Raw genomic sequence first — 17,783 nt, 5'->3', positions numbered from 1 at the left:
GACATCCATGACCGAAGCAACGGATCTCGCCGCTCGCGCCGGCGACCACGACCCCCGAGTGGGGCTGCGGTCGGTTGCCGCGCTGCGAAAGCTGCTGGAACAGCTCGAAGCCGTACAAGTCAGAAGCGCCCGGGTTCAGGGCTGGTCGTGGCAGGAGATCGCGGCCGAACTGGGCGTCAGCCGGCAGGCCGTGCACAAGAAGTACGGGAGGCATTGATGTTCGAGCGATTCACCAAGGGCGCCCGCGCCACCGTGACCGGAGCGGCGGGCCATGCCGAACGGGCCGACGCCGGTGCGGTCAGCGAGGAGCACCTGCTGCTCGCACTGCTGGACCAGGAGGGCAGCCGGGCGTCGTTCGCCACGGCGGCGCTCGGTCTCGCGGACCGCAAGGCGTCGCTCGCGGCCGCGCTGGCCGACGCCCGCAGGCGCGGCGGCATGACCAGGGCCGACGCCGACGCGCTCGCCGGCATCGGCATCGACCTCACCGCGATCGTCGACCGCATCGAGGATGCGCACGGCGAGGGTGCGCTGGACGGCGGGCGCAGGGCCCGGCGCCGGTGGTCGGGCCACCGCATGTTCACCCGGGAGGCCGAGGGGATCCTGGCGAAGTCCCTGCGGATCGCGCTGGGCCGGGGTGACCGGTTCATCGGCGAGGAACACCTTCTGCTGGCTCTCACCGCCAACCCCGGCGTCGTCGCCGACGTCCTGGCCGAGCACGGCGCGACGTACGAGACGGTCAGCCGCGCGCTGTACGGGGACGGCGGCGCGCAGCAGGACCGGAAGGCGGGCTGAACGCCGGGCGGCCCGGGGGTTCCCCGGGCCGCCCGGCGCCACGTCCGGAACGCCCCCTACGTCGCGCTGCCGTCGGTGTCCTGTCGCAGCAGCGCCCCGATGTGGGCCGCCGCCGTCGACAGGTGCCGGCGGGCCTCCGACAGCTGGTCCTCCGTGACGCCCCGGTCCCGGGCCGCGTCGCGGATGTCGTCGCGGAAGCGGTCCAGCAGGCGGTCCAGATCGCGGGCCGGGTCACCCGTGCCGCCCGCGTCCTTGCCCCACTCGGGGTCGGCGGCGGGTTGCGGCTTGACGTACGGGGGCCGGCCGCCGGTACGGGCGAAGCCGCCCAGCTGGCCGGTGATCTCCGCCAGCCCTTCCCGTACGCCCGCGGGCCAGTCGCCGCGGGCGAAGTGCTCCTGGACCTGGCGGGCGGCGTTCTGCATCTGCTCGCGCGCGCGGTCCTGGGCCTCCTTGGCCTGGCGGCGGGCCTGCTGGGCGTCCTCGCGGGCGCGGCGGGACTCGTCCTTCGCGCGGCGGGCCTGCTCCTTCCACTCCTGCTTGGCCTTGCGCAGCTCCTCCTTCGCGGTGCGCCACGTCTCCTTGTCCCCGAAGTCGCCGAGGTCCCCGAAGCCGCCGAAGGGCGACTCCTTGCCTCCCTTGGCGCTCTCCTCGGCGCCGGAGCGGGTGGTGCCGTGGCGGGACTCGTCCGCCGCGGCGCGCATCTCGCTGCGCAGCTTGCCCGCGGCCCCGCGGACGTCGTCGCGGATCTCGGCGGCCAGTTCGGAGACCGAATCGCGGATCTCCAGCTCCAGATCGGCCAGCTCGCCGGTGCGGCCCGCGAGTTCGGCGCGGCCGGCGTCGGTGATGGAGTAGACCTTGCGGCCGCCCTCGGTGGCGTGGGTGACCAGGCCCTCGGCCTCCAGCTTGGCCAGCCGCGGATAGACCGTGCCGGCCGAGGGCGCGTACAGCCCCTGGAATCGCTCCTCCAGCAGCCGGATCACCTCGTAGCCGTGGCGGGGCGCCTCGTCGAGCAGCTTCAGCAGGTAGAGGCGCAGGCGGCCATGGGCGAATACGGGGGGCATGTCAGAGCACCTTTCCGGTCGGCTCGGCTTCGTGCGCGTCGTCCTCGGCCGGTGGGCGGCGGAGCAGGGCGATCGACCCCGAGACCGTTGTCGCCTTCAGTGTCCCGGTCCCGGAGCCGAGCGTGCCGGTGATCCGCTTCGCCCCCCACTGGCCGTTGACCCGCAGGTCCTCGAAGCCGTTGGAGACGGAGCCGCTCGCGGTGTTCGCCTCCACCTTCGCGTCCGCCGGGTGCGGCAGCCGGATGGCGACCTCGCCGGAGACGGTGGTGAGCCGGATGTCGGTGGGCTTCCCGGTCGGGTCCAGGTCGAGCACCATGTTGCCGCTGACCGATTCGGCCCGTACGGACACACCGGCGCCCTCGATGACCGTCAGATCGCCCGAGACCGAGTGGAAGTGCAGGTCGCCGGTGACCGCCTGGGCCTCCAGGTTGCCGGACACGGTCTCCGCGCCGACCGGCCCGGCGAGTCCGACGAGGGTGGTGTCGCCGGTGACGCCGCGCACGTCCGTACGGCCGCGGATTCCGGAGACGAAGGCCCCGGCGCCGACCACGCCCACCTCCACGGCCGATCCGGCCGGAACCGCGAGGGAGACGGCCGCGTGGCGGTGCCAGCCCTTGCGGTCGAACCACTTGAGGAGACCCTGCCAGGACAGGTCCTCGTAGGTGACGGTGAGGACGCCGTCCTGCTGGGTCACGATCAGCGGCGGTCCCTCGATGCCGGTGACCTCCAGCCTGGCGGTCGGTTCCTCGGTGCCGACGACGTTGACCGTGCCGTTGACGATGCGCACGCTGAGCGCCGTCACGGGTTCGTCGAAGGTGAGCTTCTGAGGCTCGGCGATGGCCCACGTCGACACAGGCATGGATCTGACCTCCTGGGGAGCGCGGATGACGCAACATATCGCGTCTCTTGCAGAACACGATATATCGCGGTTGAGGGAAGTCAAGGCGGGTTGCGGTGGACGGTGGGGTGAGGTTGATGGGGCAAATCGCCTTAAGCGGTGATGAATGGTGCGAAATTGTCTTACGGTGTGAGACATGGACGCGACATCACCTGTGGGCGCACTGCTGCTGTGCCGGGCCGAACCCGAGACCGTGCGGCCGGTCGCCCACCTGCTGCGCGAACGGATGCTGCTCGCACCCGCCGGAGACGGGTGGAGCGTCCTCGTACCCGAGGGAACGCCCTGGCAGGGCGGACGCCCGCAGGACCGGCGGGAACCGGAGGCGGGGGAGGCGGCCGAGCCCGTCGACCGGGTGCTGGGCGGCTGGGCCACCGCACTCGCGGTCGGCTCCACCTGGCCGGTCCTCGCGCTCTGGTGGGACGGCGACCGGGCCGGGTACACCCTGGCCGCGGGCTTCCGCCGGCCGGTCGGCTACGTCTGGCTCGCCGACGGGACCCCGGCGGGTGAGGACGAGGCGATGCGTACGTTCGCCGAGCGGCTCGGCCTCGATCCCGTACTGGACGTCCAGGCGCTCGAAGCCCTGACCCGCCCCGATCCGGAGGCGGACGCCCGCGCCCGGCTGCGCGGGCTGCTCGCCGTCCTCACCCGTATCGGGCTGACGCTCCCGGCCGGCCTCGACCCCGGCGCGTCCTCAGCCGCGCTGACCGCCGGAGCCGGTGCGGGCCCCGCGGTCGAACGGATCGCGTGGACCGGCTGGCGCGACGCGGTCAGGGTGGAACTCGAAGCAGTCGAGAACAGCCGTGTCGGGCCCTGGATGCGCGGGCCCAGGGCCCGCGCCCTGGCAGGCGCCCAGCTGGCCGCGGGACTCCCGCTCGCCCTCTGGGGAGCCGGCCGGCGCAGCGGCGGGTGGGTCTTCGCCGGGGCGCTGCTGATGGTGCACGGCGCGCTCGGTCTCGCGTACGACCGGATCCGGGACGACGGGCCGGACGAGGCGGGCGGCGGGCCCGCCTGACAGGCCGGCGGGGGCGGAGGCGGCCGGGTGGTGACTACTCGTCCTCGTCCTCGTCCAGCCGGGCCAGCCAGGTGGCGAGGCGCTCGACCGGCACCTCGAAGTCGGGATTCAGATCGACGAACGTACGCAGCTGCTCGGCGAGCCACTCGAAGGTGACCTCCTCCTCGCCCCGTCGCTTCTCCAGCTCCTCGATACCGCGGTCGGTGAAGTACATGCCGGGAAGTTTAATGCCTGGTGACGACCCGCGAAGGCCGCGGGACCCGGTCCTCGGACGCCGTGGGATCCGGTCCGCACCGGCCGTGCGGGGGGCCGGCGAACCGATCCGCCACGCCCCCGCGTCCTGGTCCATGTGCCTCGCATCGGCCGACTACGGCCGTTAACCTGCGGGTAGTTGGGGAACGGGGGGTGTCATGGGTGACAGCGCGGCGCGTATCACGCGCATTGAGATGCCGGACGGCACGCCGGTCTGGGCCCGGATCTCGGGAGCCGAGGAGCTGGACCTTCCGGCGCCCGGTGCCGGTCCGACGTACACGGACACCGGGTTCGGTGACATCGCCGACCAGGTGCAGGCCCGGGTCGAGAGCCTGCAGGGCGTGGTGACCAGTGTCGCGCGCTCGCTCGCCGTGCCGCTGCGCGCCGTGCGGCCGGACGAGGTCAGCGTCGAGTTCGGGATCGAGCTCACCGCCAAGTCCGGCAGGATCGTCGGGCTTCTCGCGGACGGCGAGGCCAAGGGAGCCATCAAGGTCACACTCACCTGGAACGGCGGCGGACCACCCGTCGATCCACCCCCGCCGGCCCCCGCACCCGTGCCCGCGCAGGCCCCCGGGCCTCCGGTGCCGCCCGCGTTCGTGCCACCCGTTCCGTTCGCGCCCCCCGGAGCCCAGCCCACCGCACCGGAGCCCGCGCCCCCCGGCCCGCCCGCCGGTGCACCCCCCGGCGCCCCGGCGCATCCCGGCGGGGCGGACGACACCGACGGCGGCGGGACATGAGCCCGGAGGGCGACGGGGGCGCAGAGGGGGGCCCGGGACAGCCGCAGGCTGCACTCATGGGCCTCGTCCACGACGCCACCGTGCGCATCCATCGTCCGGGGTCCGGGTATGCCCATGACGGACCCGGCGGGGACTTCCTGGGGAGCGGCTTCTTCATCGCCCCGAGCTGGATCCTCACGTGTGCGCATGTGGCGATGCGGGGGGAGGGGGGCGGGGTGAACGTGTGGTTCAAGGAGGACCGCTACAGCACCGAGCTGACCGAGGTGCCGGGCAAGGTCGTCGCCGCGATGCCCGGCGCCCGTCCGCGGGGAGCCGCCGGCTGGCCGGCCCCCGACCTCGCGCTCATCAAGCTCCAGCGGCCCGTCGAGCACACCTGTGTGTACGTCACCGAGCGCTCGGAGGCCATGCTCCGCAGCCGGGAGATCCACTGCGTGGGCTGGGCGCCCTCGCAGGGCGGGGGGCTGCTGAAGCGCAGCGGCGTCTGTGTGGTGAAAGGGGCCTACGGCGCGTCGGACGACGCCGAACAGGTCGTCCGGCTCGACGGGGACTGGCTGGAGCCCGGCATGTCCGGCGGTCCCGTGGTGGACCTCGCCCGGGGGGAGGTGGTCGGGGTGATCAAGTCGCGGCTCGACAACCACCAGGGCGGCACGGCTGTGGGGATCGAGCGGCTGCGCACCCTGAAGGTGCCGTCCGAGCCCGTCGAGACCGAGGGCGACGACACCTACCAGTCCGTCTTCCACGCCCACGACCGCTACCACGCGGACCGGCACAACAGCCCGGCCAGCACCGAGCGGACCTGGGCCGACGTACAGAGCGAGCTGGCGGCCCCGCCCGGTGGCGTCCTCGGCCCCAAGCGGCGGGCGGATTTGCTGGGGCGGCTCGCCGAGTTCCCGCCCCCGGTCAGCACCCGCGGCCTGCTCCTCCTCCTCGACGCCCTGCCCGGCGTCCACTCCCGTGACCACCGCCCGGCCCCGCGCGGCTGGCGGGACGGTCTGGGGGCGCTGTACGACACCCGCGCCCGCGACCACGACGCCCCGCTCGAACTGGTCCTGCGCTACTGCATGGGCGTGCTCGCCGCCGACCGGCCCTTCGACGTGCCGTCCACCGGGACCGCGGCCAAGTCGCTGTGGGAGTGGGTGAAGCGGATCGCGGAGGAGGAGCTGTCCCGGGACTTCCGCCGGCAGCTCGCCATGGAGTGGGCGGCCGTCCGGCTGCGCCTGGAGGAGAACCGCCGCCGGGCCGTCGCACCGCTGAGCGAACCCGTCCGCTACGGCGAGCGCGCCTGCGTCCTGCTGGAACTCGAACCCCAGGGCTGGGCCCGGGACCGCTACGACTGGCGGATCGGGGTCGCCCGCCACACCGGCGAGATGCTGCCCGTCGACGAGGACAGCCAGGGCACCGCGCTCGACACCCTGCCGGACCGGCTCGCCGCCGCACTGACCGAGGCGTTCCGGCAGTGCGACGAGCCGGGCAGCCCCGCCCTGCTCCAGGTCTCCGTCACCCCCGCGCTGTTCGGCCTCGAGGTCGACCGCTGGGAGCTCCCCTCGGACGGGCTGCCGCTCGGCGTCGTACGGCCGGTGGTCCTGCGCAGCTCCTACCGCGGGCCCGACGACGAGCGGCTGGCACGCTGGAACGCCACGCAGGACGGGATGCGGGCCGAAGTCGTCGACTGCGAGAACGAATTGCGGGTACGAGTACCCGAGGTCGCCCAGCTGCGCACCCTGGCCCGTGAGAGCGTGCCGGTGCTCTGCCGTTACGGCAACCCGGACTCCGGGATCACGGCCGGGGCGGTGCGGGTGCTCGACACCGGCTTCGCAGTGGCCCTGCTGCAACGGCGGCCGACGGAGACCGACACGGTCTGCCGGGAATTCCACCGGCGGGTGGCCGAGGCCGTCTTTGACGCCCGCACCCGTGACGGACTTCCGCTGAAGCTGCACGAGCTGAGAAAAGGAGTGAGCGCGGAACGTACGGAGACGTACTGGTCCGACGGGGTCGCCCTGTTCTACGACGATCCACACCACCCGCTGCCCGGCTCGGGCGAGTTCCTGGAGGCGCCGTGACGAGCCGCGCCCGTCATCATCCGGAGGACCGTGCCGGCCCGCCCCTTACGGGGGGTACGCCGGATCGCTACGGTAAGGCACGTTCGACAGCTGCTGTCCCTGGCGGACGAGTGACAACGAGGACCACGCTATGAGTGAACCCAGCGAGTGGCTCATCTACCGCGGCATCGGCGAACCGCACGACGGCGTCCCGCAGTTGCCGCCCCCGCCGCCCTGGCGTGACTTCTCGGGCGGTCGCGGCTCCCCGGCGGACGGCGACGACTCCGCCGACCGCCGGCTCGGCATCCCGGGGCGCATCGCCGAGGAGCACCGGCCGGGCGCCGAGGAACTCGAAATGATCAACGCCGCGCTGTACCTGCGGCGTCCGCTGCTGGTCACCGGCGACCCGGGGGCCGGAAAGAGCACCCTGGCCCACTCCGTCGCCCGCGAACTCGAGTTCGGCAAGGTGCTGCGCTGGCCCATCGTCAGCCGCTCCTCGCTGCTGGACGGCCTCTACCACTACGACGCGATCGCCCGGCTCCAGGACGTACAGATCGCCTCGCACGCCGCCGCGGACGGCGGTGGCGGCGCCGACTCGGCCCAGAACGTGGGGAGTTACATCAGGCTGGGCCCGCTGGGCACCGCGCTGCTGCCCTCGGACCGGCCCCGGGTGCTGCTCATCGACGAGCTCGACAAGAGCGATATCGACCTGCCGAACGATCTGCTCAACGTGCTGGAGGAGGGCGAGTTCGCCATTCCCGAGCTGGAACGGATCGTGGACCGGCTGCCCGACGGCGAGGCGGACGTGCTGGACCACGACGGCAACAAGGTGCGGATCAAGGGCGGCCGGGTGCAGTGCCGGGCGTTCCCGTTCGTCGTCCTCACCAGTAACGGGGAGCGGGACTTCCCGGCCCCCCTGATGCGCCGCTGCATCCACCTGGAACTCGACCGCCCCGACCACAAGCGGCTGGCCGCCTTCGTCAAGGCGCACCTGGGCGAGGAAGCGGCCCGCTCCAGCGAGGACCTCATCACCCGCTTCCTGGAGCGATCGCGCAGCGAACTGCTGGCCACCGACCAGCTGTTGAACGCCATCTACCTCACCCACGCCGCTGCGCCGGCCGGCCGCGACCGGCTGGCCGAACTGCTCATCCAGCGGCTCGACCGGCCGAGGTGAGGTACTGATGCCCGGGGCGGACGACGCCTCTGTGCCGCCCGGTGGGCCCGATGCCCCGGAGCCGTACGACGGAGAGCCGCTGCAGACGCTCGTCGCACGGCTGCGCGGGGCCGGGCTCGACCCCGATGTCGAGCAGCTCTGCGACGCCCTCTGGCTGGCCGGGTGGACCGGCGCGTCCGGCGCCCCGGAGGAGGACGAGTCCGGGGTGACGCCCCCGGATGGCCGGCTGCCCGGGGAGCAAGCGGGTCCGGGCCCCGTGGACCGGGCGGGCGGGGACGGCGGCCGCGTCGCGGACACCGGCCGCCCCGGTGCGGACCGCGAGCCGGGCGACGGGTCGATCGGCGACGGGCTGATCGCCCTCCACCCCGTCCCGAGCCCCGCGCGGGCCGGCGGCGAGCGGGACGAGGGCGACCTCCGGACCCGCCGGCGGTCCGGCACGGAGCCCCGCACCACCGAACTCGCGCTCGGGGTGCCGGCCGCCCCCGTCCTGCCCGCACCCCTCGAACTCACCCGCGCCCTGCGCCCGTTGCAGCGGTATCGCCCGGTCTCCGCCCCGCTGCGCCGCGTCCTGGACGAGGCGGCGACCGCGGACCTCAGCGCCCGCGCGGGCGGCATGATCATGCCGGTGTTCCGTGGAGTCGGCCGGGGCGACGCGATCCTCCAGTGCGTCATGGACGCCTCGTCCTCCATGCTGGTGTGGGACCGGATGTTCGGGGAACTCCAGCAGATCTTCAGCCAGTTGGGCGCCTTCCGGGATGTGCAGGTGCGCTATCTGCACCAGGGACCGGACGGCGACTGCACCGTCAGCCGCAGCTCCGACCCCGCTGCCGCCCCGCTGCACTCGGCGGACCGGCTCAGCGATCCGACCGGGCGCCGGGTCACCGTGGTGATCAGCGACTGCGCCGGGCCGCTCTGGCACAGCGGGCGCGCCCACCGGCTGCTGCACCAGCTCGCCCGGCAGGCCCCGGTCGCCGTGTTGCAGCCGCTGCCGCAGCGCATGTGGAACCGCACCCGGCTGCCGGTCACCTTCGGTTCGCTGTCCCGGGGCGACGGCCTCGCCGGCGCCACCCTGCTGAAGGTCACCGAGGACGCCGGCACCGGCCCCGCGGTGCACCCCGGCGCCCTGGCGGTCCCGGTCCTCCCGCCGGTGCCGGACGCGCTGGCGGCCTGGGCCAGGCTGCTCTCCGGTACCGGGGCGGCACGGATCTCCGGAGCGGTCGGCTGGGTGCGGGCCGACCAGCCCGCGGCCGCCGCCCAGCGCTCCGGCGCCGCCCTGTCCTCGCTCCAGCTGGTCAGCCGCTTCCGTTCGGCCGGCTCACCGGCCGCCGGACAGCTGGCCGTCTATCTCGCGGCAGCGCCCCTCTACCTGCCGGTGATGCAGCTGGTGCAGCGCACCATGCTGCCCCAGTCGGGCCCGTCCGAACTCGCCGAGGTGCTCCTGAGCGGCCTGCTCTCGCGCGCGGACGGCGCGGGCGGCGGCCGCGGACAGTGGTACCGCTTCGAGCCCGGCGTCCAGGAGGCGCTGCTCGGTCCGCTGGGCCGGGACGAGGCTCTGCTCGTACTCAAGCACTGCTCGCAGTACATAGAGACGCGGTTCGGCAAGGGCGGGCCCAACTTCCCCGCTCTGGCCTTCGCCCAGCTCGGCGACGGAGAAGCGGTCGATTCCCCGTATGCCACCGGGCACGTCACCGCGGGCGCCGGGTACGAGGAGGGCGACGACGGCGAGGAGAACGAGGACAGCGAGGAGAACGAGGCGGACGGGGGGAGCGAGAGGCCCGGCGGCCCCCGCGTTCCCCATGCCTTCGCCGAGGTCGCGGCCCGCGTACTGGAGCGATTCATGCCCGTACCCTCCAGATTCGTGATCCCGCCCAGGGCTCCCGCCCCCGGGCCGCCGGCCCCCGGTACCACCTCCGCCGTGGAACGCGCCCGCGAGCTGGTGCGGCAGTTCGAGGCGGACAAGATGGTGCAGCGCCTGATCGACGCTGTACAGCTCCTGCGGGGAGCCGCCGAGAACGGCCCCCGGCAGGCCGTGGACCCCGGACTCTGGGCGGAGTACGCGCGCTGCGTCCTGCGGCTCTGGGAGGTGCAGGGCGGCGCCGAACTGCTCCGCGAGGCCGAGCACGCCGCCGAGCGGGCAGCCGCGGTTCCCGGTGCGGTACGCGAACGCGCCGTGCTGGCCAAGGTGCTGCACGCGGCGGCCGACGACCGGCGGCGGCGTGGCGACCGGCGCGGCGCCCTGGAGCTGCTGCGGCGCGCCGACCGCGAGTACACCGCCGCCTGCGCGGCCCCCGGCCTCGCGCCGGCCGAGGCACTGCGGCTCACCCTGGAGCGGGTGCGGGCCCTGGAGGCGCAGTGGCGGCTCGACGGTGACAGCGCCCTGTTGCAGAGCGCCTGCGGGATGCTGGAGGCGTTCGCCGACTCCTGGCCCGACCAGGAGAACCGGCCCGCCGCCCTCCCGCTCCAGCACGGCCGGACCCTGCTGAAACTGTCCGGCGCCACCGAGGACACCGAACGGTCCAGGGAGTTCGCCCGCCAGGCGGCCCGCTCGCTGCGCACGGCCTTCGCCCAGGGCGGCCGGCACACCATGGGCACCGAGGTCCGCATCGTGCTGGACCTGGTGGACGCGCTGCTGGCCTCCGGCGAGGAGCCGGACGAGGCCGCGGCCCTGACCGGCCAGGCGCTGGAGACCGTACGGGAGCAGCGGCAGCGCGCCCAACTGCAGACCAGGGCCGGGCGGGTCCGGGCCGCCCGCTACGAGCACACCGGCGATCCGGACGAACTCGTGGCGGCCGCCGACTGGTTCGCCCGAGCGGCCCGCGGAATCCCCCGGGACTCCCGGGCCCACACCGACCTGCTCGCCGAATGGGGCGGCACGCTGCTGCGCCGCGCCGAACTGCCGGACGGCGGCCCGCACATCGGTGCGGCGGTGCGCGTGCTGCGCGACTGCCGGACCGAGACGCCGTCCGGCGGGGCGCAGCAGTCCGAGCGGCTGCTGATGCTCGGCCGGGCCCTGATGCTGCGGCACCGGGCGGCCGCGGACCGGGTCGATCTCCGGGAGGCCGAGTACCTCTTCGGGCTGGCGGCACAGGAGGCCGTGGCCCCGCTGACCGCGGCGCGCTGCTGGCTGGAGCTGGGCAGGGCCCAGCTGGAGGCCGCCGACGTACTGCTCCGGCCGGCCCGGCGCGACGAGGCGGCGGAGGCCTTCCGCTCGGCCGCCGCCTCCGCCGCGACGGCGGAAGCGGAGCTGGAGAGTCCGCAACAGATCCGGGAGGCCGTGGAGTTGGGTGCTACAGCCAACCACTGGCGGGGTATGACGTATGAGAGAGCGGGGCGCCCCCGGGCCGCGCGAGAGGCGTACCGGGCGGCCCGCCTGGAGTGGCGCAAGCTGCCGGACGGCGGCGGGGCGGCGGGCGAGTGGAGCGCCGAACGGCTGGCCGGTCTTGAGCGCTGAGTGCTCGACGACGAGCACCCGGAGCGGCGGCGCGTCCGGACCGGGCAGGGGCACGACCGGCGCGTGACCGGCGCCGGCCGACGGCGCGGGCAGCAGGACGGAGCGAGTCAGGGACGCGGGACCGGCGGTGTGCGCTCAATGGCGAGCGCGGCGCGGCGGGCCCGGTGCTGAGTACGGGGAGGCGTGATGAACGAGTCGACACGTAACAACGGGGCGGGCGTGCCCGGCGGCACGGGCGGTGGTGCGTCCGGAGCCGCGGACGCGCTGCCGGATCTGCTGGGTCTCGATCTGGAGACCCTGCGGACCCTGCACCACCCGGTCCTCGCGGAGGTGGTCGCGGATCTGCGTGGCCGGGCCGAACAGCCGCAGGAGATGCTCTGGGGATTCACCAGCGCCTTCTGAGGCGGACGGTCCCGCAGTACCGCCGCCCGGACCGGGACCCGGCGGACGGTTTCGGCCCGGGGCGAGTCCGATCAGGAAATCATCGTCCGGGACGTGTCTGCCCGCGCCGGGTGCCGGGGATACTCACCCCGGGCCGGTACCGGTAACCGTCCCGGCAGACGTACAGCACGGGGGTGCCGGAGTGGTCCGACGGGCGACGCCGCAGGGGGAGCGGCCCACGGAGCGGTGTGCGGAAGGGAGCGGCGAGCCGCCGCGCGCGGACGGAGTCCCGCGCCCGGCCGCCTCGCCGGACCGCGGCGGCGCGGGCTCGCCCGCACCCGTACCGTTCGGGCAGTTCATAGTGAAGGTGCACGGCCGCTGCAACCTGGCCTGCCGGTACTGCTACCTGTACGAGGGCCCCGACCGCACCTGGCGGGACCGGCCTGCCGCTGCCGCGCCCGCCGTCCTGGAGCGCACCGCGGACCGGATCGCGGAGCACGCCGCCGCCCACCGGCTGCGGCACGTCGCCCTGGTGCTGCACGGCGGCGAACCCCTGCTCGCGGGCCCGGACCGGCTGGCCGCCCTGGCCGACCGGGTACGGGAGCGGGTGAACGGCGGCTGCACCGTCCACGCGACCGTGCAGACCAACGCCACCCTGCTCACCGACGCGGGCGTCACTGTGCTCGCCCGGCACGGCATCAGCATCGGCATCAGCCTGGACGGCGGCCTGGCCGCCCACAACAGTCGGCGCACCGACCACGCGGGCCGCCCCTCCTGGCCCGCCGCATCACGTGGCGCCCGGCTCCTCGCCGACCACCACCCCGACGCGTACGCGGGCATCCTCACCGTTGTGGACCCGCGCACCGACCCCGTGGAGATGTACGAGTCGCTGCTCGCCCTGCGCCCGCCGGCCCTGGACCTGCTCCTGCCGCACGGCAACTGGACCAGCCCGCCGCCCGGACTGCCGGAGGCGGCACTCACCCGCATGGGCCCGGGTTCGGGCCGCGCCACCCCTTACGGCGACTGGCTGTGCGCCGTCTTCGACCGCTGGTGGCCGGCGGCCGGGCGGGAGACCCGGATCCGGCTCTTCGAGGAGTGCGTCGCCCTGCTCCTCGGCCTGCCCGCCGCCACCGAATCCCTCGGCCTCGACCCCGTCAACGCGGTCGTCGTCGAGACCGACGGATCGATCGAACAGGTCGACTCCCTCAAGTCCGCCTACGACACGGCCGCCGCCACCGGACTCGACGTCTTCCGGCACACCTTCGACGACGCCCTGCGCCACCCCGGCGTCGCCGCCCGCCAGGCGGGAGCCGCCGCGCTCGCCGCCGCCTGCCGCGCCTGCCCGCTGCTGACCGTCTGCGGCGGCGGCCACTATGCCCACCGCTACCGCGCAGAGAACGGTTTCATCAACCCCTCCGTCTACTGCGCGGACCTCGAACGGCTGATCCGCCACGTGGCGGACCGGCTCGCCGACGCAACCGCAGGAGACCCCCCATGAGCCCCGCCATCCCTGATCGCGTCCTGCGCGAACTCGGCCGCACCGAGGGCGACACCGACTCCCTCGGCCTGCTCGTACGCGATCAGGACACCCGCCGCCTCGTTCTCCTGAGGGCCGTGCTCGACGCGGCGGCCGCCGCCCCCACGACCGTGTGCCCACCCCGTCTGCTCGACCGGCTGCGCGAGGACTGGGCGCTGCTCGAAGCGGCCGAACGCGCAGACCGGGCCGCGGTACGCACCGTGCTGTTCCACCCCATGACCGGCCCCTGGGCGCAGCGGCTCCTGGGCGGCCTCACCGGCACCACCGCCATGACCCCGGAACTCCACGCCGACCTGGCCCACCTGAGCGCACTCGCGACGGCGGCCGCGATCCGGGCCGCACTGCCTTGCACCGCCCGGCTCGCTCCTCGCGAAGGTCTGCTCTCCCTGCCCACCCTGGGCGCGGTGCGGGCGGACGACGGACCGGTCGAACTCACCCACATGGACGGTGACATGACGATCTGTCCGTTCGATGCGCCGCCTCTGTCGGTACGGACCCTGCCGGACGGCACCATGACCTCGGCCGACCCCCGCTGGCTGCCGGTGCTCACGCTGCCCGCCGTGCTGCCGGGCGCCGGCCCCGTACCCCTGGACGACCTCGACCCGTACCGCACCCGCGGCACCGGACTCGAATGCCACGGGCTGAGCGCCGCCACTCACATCGACGACAGCGAACGCAAGGCCTGGAACGAGTCCTGGTCCGGGGTCGAACCGCTGCTGCGGGTGGGCGGCGAGCACCGGCTCACCGAAGCGGCCGTCCTGCTTCGCTGCCTCGTTCCGCTCGGACCGCCGCCCGGCTCCGGGCCGGCCGGCCAGAGCGCGGCCCACTGCAGCGGCACCCGGCGCGAGGCGTTCGGCGCGGTCCTCAGCAGCAAGCCGGCCACCCCCGCCTACTTCGCCTCGACCCTCGTGCACGAACTCCAGCACACCAAGCTCGCCGCGCTCGGCGCACTCGTCCGGCTGCACCACGAGGACGCGACCCCCCGTCACTTCGCCCCGTGGCGCTCGGACCCCAGGCCCTTCGATGGACTGCTCCAGGGCGCCTACTCACACCTGGCGCTGGCCGACTACTGGCAGCGGTTCGCCCTCGGCGCGCGCCGGGTCACCCACCGCGATCTGGCATGGGCGGAACACGCGCGCTCCCACCGGCAGGTCGGCGCCGTACTGCCGGTACTCGCCGGCTCGGCCGCGTTGACCACCGAGGGGCGGGTGCTGGTCAACGAAATGATCACGGTCTACCACCGTCTGGAGGATTCACCGCCCCCCACGGGGCACCTGGCACGCGCTGAGGCGTACGTGAGTACCGCCAAGGTGATATGGCAGCAGAGGAACGGATCACCCAGGAGCTGAGCGGCCAGGTGATTCCGGCCGGAGCGACCATGCTCGGTGTATCTTGAAAAAGCTCGCAACGAGGTCAGGGAGACGGTTGAATGCCCGGAACGCGTAAGCAAGTTGGAGCAACCGGGGCGCAGACAGTCACCCTCAGTTTCGCCGGTTTCAACCGGGCTTGGGCGGCGTGGATCGCGGACCGGCTGGAGCGGCGCGGGGTGGCGGTCGTCCAGCAGCGCTGGGACCCTCGGGTGGAGGTTCCGCTGGAGGACGCCCTGCGGGACCTGATGCTCTCCCGCGGCCGGATCCTGGTCCTGCTCAGCGACTGGTACTTCCAGGTCGGGCCCCGCGGCCACGAGGAGTGGAACCGTGCCCTGCGCGAGGTCGTCGCCCCCGACCCGGACCGCTTCGCCGCGGCCTCCGTCACCACCTCGGCCCTGCCGGGCGCCACCTCCGTATTCGGCGCCGCGGACCTGACGAACGTCGGCGCGGACGAGGCCGAGCGCCGGCTGCTCGTACGCCTGGGGCTGCCGACCGACCCGCTGCCCGAGTCCGCCGCGGCGCGGCCGGGCCCGCGCTACCCGGCCGACACCCCCGAGGTGTGGGGCGGGGTACCGCGTCGCAACACCCGCTTCACCGGCCGCGAGGAACTGCTCAGCAAGGCCTACACGGCCCTCCAGGACGCCGGGGCCGGTGCGGGCGTCGTCACCCTGCACGGCATGTCGGGGGTGGGCAAGACACAGCTGGCCGCCGAGTACGTCTACCGGTTCGGCTCCGAGTACGACGTGGTGTGGTGGGTGCCCGCCGAACGGCGCGCCCTCTACCGCCAGAAACTCGCCGAACTCGCCCCGGAACTGGGCCTGTCCACCGGCGCCGAGTACGGCGAACGGCTGCGCGCGGTACGCGACTCGCTGCGCCGCGGCGACCCGCACTCCCACTGGCTGCTGGTCCTGGACGGCGCGGACGAGCCGGAACAGATCTGGGACCTGGTGCCGACCGGCCCCGGCCACGTCCTGATCACCTCCCGCAACCCCGAATGGAGCGAGCACAACAGCAACCTGGTCGAGGTGCCGATCTACGACCGTGACGAATCGGTCGCCTTCATCCTCCGCCGGGCCCCGCGCCTCACCCGGACCGAGGCCGGCCGGCTCGCCGAGGCGCTGGAGGACCTCCCGCTGCTGCTCGACCAGACCGCCGGCTGGCTCAACGACTCCGACATGTCGGTCGAGGAGTACATCGAGCTCCTCGGCGGCGGCATCGACCAGGACGTCGTCAAGCTCTCCGCCGACTTCCCACTGGCCTTCCAGACCGCCTGGTCGATACTGCTGAACAAACTCCGGGACACCGTCCCCGAGTCCGTCGACCTGCTGCGCCTGTGCAGCTTCTTCGCGCCCGGCTCCATCCCCGTACGGTTGCTGAAGGAGATGCCGCCGGGAGAGCTGCCCGAGCAGCTCTCCGGTCTGATGAACGACCCACTGCTGTGGAACAAGGCGATCGGTCAGCTGCGTCAGTACTCGGTGGTCCGCCTCGAGTCGCACGAGGCCGTCATCGACGAGTCGTCCTCCGGCGAGTCGATCTATCTGCACCGCATGGTCCACCAGATCGTCCGCAAGGACATGCCGGAACACGCCCGCCAGGAATTCAGGGACGTGGTCCGCCGCGCACTCGCCGCCGCGGACCCGGGCCGCCCCACCGACACCCGGCTGTGGCCCCGATATGCGGAGATCACCCCGCACCTGAAGTGGGCCGATGTCCTGCGCAGCACCGACCCGGCGGTCCAGGCCCTGGTGCTCAACTGCCTTCGCTACATGTACCTTTCCGGGGAATACCGGGCCGGAATCAAGCTGGGCTCCCGCGCGATGACGGCATGGGGTGAGCTGATGGGGGAGATTCACCCCCGGGTCTGGGACCTCAGCTACAACTACGCCAACCTGTTGCGCGCGGTCGGCGATTACGCCGGAACCGAGGCGATCGAACGGGCCGCTGTCGACCACTTGCGGACCGAGCGGGGCACCCACGACCTGGAGCACCTGCGCGCCGCCAGCGGCCTCGCGGCGGACCTGCGCGGCCTCGGGCGGTACGACGAGGCGTGCGAGATGTCCAGCTGGGTCCTGAGCGCGTACCGCGAACTGCTGGGGGACCAGGACTCGCTCACGCTCAGCGCGCAGAACAACCTGGCAGCGTCCCTGCGCCTGCTCGGACGGTACGAGGAGGCGCTGGATCTCAACCGGCGCACTCTGGAATCGCGGCGGCAACTGCTCCGGCAGCGCCACAGCTGGACCCTGTACTCAGAGATCAACTACGCCACCGATCTGCGCCTGCTCGGCCGGTACAGCGAGGCCGAGTCGCTCCAGACCCAGAGCGTCCGGGTGCACCGGCTCGTGATGGGCAACGAGAACCCCCAGACGCTGCGCGCCGAGCACAACCTCGCTCTCTGCTACTACCGTTCGGGGCAGCGCGGTCAGGCTGCTGAGCTCTTCACCCGGGTGCTCGAACGCGGTGAGCGCGTGCTCGGCGAGAGCGACCCGCTGACCACGATGTTCGCCGCGAGCCAGAGCTGTTTCGCCCGGGAGCACGCCGACATCGACCAGGCCCGGGCCATAAGCGAGAAGGTCATGGAGGACTACGCGGACATGCTGGGTGAGCAGCATCCCTACGTGGCGGGTACCCGTGGCAATCACGCCCTGATCCTGCGCAACGTCGGGGAGCGTGATCACGCGCACCACCTTGCGGAGGAGACGCTCGTGGCCATGGGCCGGGCGGTGGGTGAGAACCACCCCTGGACACTGGGCTGCGCGATCAACGCCGCGGCGCTGCGCAATCTCGTGGGCGACCCCGAGTCCGCCGCTGCGCTGACGGAATCGGTCACCACCCGGGCCACTGAGACCCTCGGCAGAACCCACCCGCTGACCCTCTCCGCCCGCATCGCCCACGCGGCCGATCTGCGCGGACTTCGCGACCGGCAACGGGCGGAGAAGGTCGAGACGGAGGCGCTCGGCGATCTGGCGGCCACCCTGGGAGCGCAGCACGTGCACACGGTCTCGGCACGCTCCCGCAATCGGCCGTACTGGGACTTCGAGCCGCAGATGATCTGAGTACCTGCCCGGAGTCCAAGCGGGTT

General features: G+C 73.4%; 14 protein-coding genes. 11 read left to right on the top strand and 3 right to left on the bottom strand.

Annotated features, from left to right (window positions below):
* Window positions 1–7: 7 nt before the first annotated feature.
* Both AB0I52_RS01015 and AB0I52_RS01010 read left to right on the top strand, forming a co-directional pair.
* Entirely contained in the window at window positions 8–217 is a 210-nt protein-coding gene (locus AB0I52_RS01015) for a sigma factor-like helix-turn-helix DNA-binding protein (RefSeq protein ID WP_363067660.1), read from the top strand.
* Complete coding sequence (locus AB0I52_RS01010; RefSeq protein ID WP_363067659.1) at window positions 217–792, top strand: Clp protease N-terminal domain-containing protein; 576 nt, start codon at window positions 217–219, stop codon at window positions 790–792. Before AB0I52_RS01015 ends, AB0I52_RS01010 begins: the two co-directional genes overlap by 1 nt.
* Window positions 793–848: 56 nt before the next feature.
* On the opposite strand, the gene AB0I52_RS01005 is transcribed toward AB0I52_RS01010, so the two are convergent.
* Window positions 849–1,853: a helix-turn-helix transcriptional regulator gene (locus AB0I52_RS01005; RefSeq protein WP_363067657.1), complete on the bottom strand. Its 1,005-nt coding sequence runs from the start codon at window positions 1,851–1,853 to the stop codon at window positions 849–851.
* A 1-nt stretch (window position 1,854) separates the two neighbouring features.
* A complete protein-coding gene (locus AB0I52_RS01000; RefSeq protein ID WP_363067655.1) occupies window positions 1,855–2,712 on the bottom strand; it encodes a DUF4097 family beta strand repeat-containing protein in 858 nt (285 codons plus the stop codon).
* A gap of 175 nt (window positions 2,713–2,887) precedes the next feature.
* Between AB0I52_RS01000 and AB0I52_RS00995 the strand changes: the two genes are divergently transcribed.
* Complete coding sequence (locus tag AB0I52_RS00995) at window positions 2,888–3,763, top strand: hypothetical protein (protein WP_363067653.1); 876 nt, start codon at window positions 2,888–2,890, stop codon at window positions 3,761–3,763.
* 34 nt (window positions 3,764–3,797) lie between these two features.
* On the opposite strand, the gene AB0I52_RS00990 is transcribed toward AB0I52_RS00995, so the two are convergent.
* Window positions 3,798–3,977 carry a DUF6104 family protein gene (locus AB0I52_RS00990; RefSeq protein WP_363067651.1) on the bottom strand — a complete coding sequence of 60 codons (180 nt, stop codon included), beginning with the start codon at window positions 3,975–3,977 and terminating at the stop codon, window positions 3,798–3,800.
* Between the two features lie 196 nt (window positions 3,978–4,173).
* Here AB0I52_RS00990 and AB0I52_RS00985 point away from each other — a divergent pair, with 196 nt between their 5' ends.
* The 8 genes from AB0I52_RS00985 (at window position 4,174) to fxsT (ending at window position 17,757) form a co-directional block, all read left to right on the top strand.
* Window positions 4,174–4,752 (top strand): CU044_2847 family protein, encoded by a 579-nt coding sequence (locus AB0I52_RS00985; RefSeq protein ID WP_363067649.1) that lies wholly within the window; start codon window positions 4,174–4,176, stop codon window positions 4,750–4,752.
* A 56-nt stretch (window positions 4,753–4,808) separates the two neighbouring features.
* Window positions 4,809–6,812, top strand: a complete 2,004-nt coding sequence (locus AB0I52_RS00980; protein ID WP_363067647.1) for a trypsin-like peptidase domain-containing protein — start codon at window positions 4,809–4,811, stop codon at window positions 6,810–6,812.
* 130 nt (window positions 6,813–6,942) lie between these two features.
* Complete coding sequence (locus tag AB0I52_RS00975; RefSeq protein ID WP_363067645.1) at window positions 6,943–7,965, top strand: MoxR family ATPase; 1,023 nt, start codon at window positions 6,943–6,945, stop codon at window positions 7,963–7,965.
* A gap of 7 nt (window positions 7,966–7,972) precedes the next feature.
* Window positions 7,973–11,416, top strand: coding sequence for an SAV_2336 N-terminal domain-related protein (locus tag AB0I52_RS00970; RefSeq protein WP_363067643.1), 3,444 nt, complete (start codon window positions 7,973–7,975; stop codon window positions 11,414–11,416).
* Between the two features lie 186 nt (window positions 11,417–11,602).
* Window positions 11,603–11,818, top strand: coding sequence for an FxSxx-COOH cyclophane-containing RiPP peptide (fxsA, locus tag AB0I52_RS00965; protein WP_363067641.1), 216 nt, complete (start codon window positions 11,603–11,605; stop codon window positions 11,816–11,818).
* A 337-nt stretch (window positions 11,819–12,155) separates the two neighbouring features.
* Complete coding sequence (locus tag AB0I52_RS00960; protein ID WP_363067817.1) at window positions 12,156–13,295, top strand: FxsB family cyclophane-forming radical SAM/SPASM peptide maturase; 1,140 nt, start codon at window positions 12,156–12,158, stop codon at window positions 13,293–13,295.
* Entirely contained in the window at window positions 13,292–14,683 is a 1,392-nt protein-coding gene (locus AB0I52_RS00955; protein WP_363067639.1) for an HEXXH motif-containing putative peptide modification protein, read from the top strand. Before AB0I52_RS00960 ends, AB0I52_RS00955 begins: the two co-directional genes overlap by 4 nt.
* Before the next feature lie 80 nt (window positions 14,684–14,763).
* The gene (gene fxsT, locus AB0I52_RS00950; RefSeq protein WP_363067637.1) at window positions 14,764–17,757 is read left to right on the top strand and encodes an FxSxx-COOH system tetratricopeptide repeat protein; all 2,994 of its coding nucleotides are present in this window, start codon (window positions 14,764–14,766) and stop codon (window positions 17,755–17,757) included.
* Window positions 17,758–17,783 lie beyond the last annotated feature (26 nt).

This window comes from Streptomyces sp. NPDC050423, from assembly GCF_040655445.1.
Lineage (GTDB): Bacteria > Actinomycetota > Actinomycetes > Streptomycetales > Streptomycetaceae > Streptomyces.
The sequence above is the reverse complement of the archived record's forward strand: the minus strand, read 5'-3'. Positions and strand labels throughout refer to the sequence as shown.

Bases quoted from the DNA above. Each gene is read 5' to 3' on its own strand.
- AB0I52_RS01015 (WP_363067660.1), top strand. From the start codon at position 8: ATGACCGAAGCAACGGATCTCGCCGCTCGCGCCGGCGACCACGACCCC.
- AB0I52_RS01010 (WP_363067659.1), top strand. From the start codon at position 217: ATGTTCGAGCGATTCACCAAGGGCGCCCGCGCCACCGTGACCGGAGCG.
- AB0I52_RS01005 (WP_363067657.1), bottom strand. From the start codon at position 1,853: ATGCCCCCCGTATTCGCCCATGGCCGCCTGCGCCTCTACCTGCTGAAG.
- AB0I52_RS01000 (WP_363067655.1), bottom strand. From the start codon at position 2,712: ATGCCTGTGTCGACGTGGGCCATCGCCGAGCCTCAGAAGCTCACCTTC.
- AB0I52_RS00995 (WP_363067653.1), top strand. From the start codon at position 2,888: ATGGACGCGACATCACCTGTGGGCGCACTGCTGCTGTGCCGGGCCGAA.
- AB0I52_RS00990 (WP_363067651.1), bottom strand. From the start codon at position 3,977: ATGTACTTCACCGACCGCGGTATCGAGGAGCTGGAGAAGCGACGGGGC.
- AB0I52_RS00985 (WP_363067649.1), top strand. From the start codon at position 4,174: ATGGGTGACAGCGCGGCGCGTATCACGCGCATTGAGATGCCGGACGGC.
- AB0I52_RS00980 (WP_363067647.1), top strand. From the start codon at position 4,809: ATGGGCCTCGTCCACGACGCCACCGTGCGCATCCATCGTCCGGGGTCC.
- AB0I52_RS00975 (WP_363067645.1), top strand. From the start codon at position 6,943: ATGAGTGAACCCAGCGAGTGGCTCATCTACCGCGGCATCGGCGAACCG.
- AB0I52_RS00970 (WP_363067643.1), top strand. From the start codon at position 7,973: ATGCCCGGGGCGGACGACGCCTCTGTGCCGCCCGGTGGGCCCGATGCC.
- fxsA (WP_363067641.1), top strand. From the start codon at position 11,603: ATGAACGAGTCGACACGTAACAACGGGGCGGGCGTGCCCGGCGGCACG.
- AB0I52_RS00955 (WP_363067639.1), top strand. From the start codon at position 13,292: ATGAGCCCCGCCATCCCTGATCGCGTCCTGCGCGAACTCGGCCGCACC.
- fxsT (WP_363067637.1), top strand. From the start codon at position 14,764: ATGCCCGGAACGCGTAAGCAAGTTGGAGCAACCGGGGCGCAGACAGTC.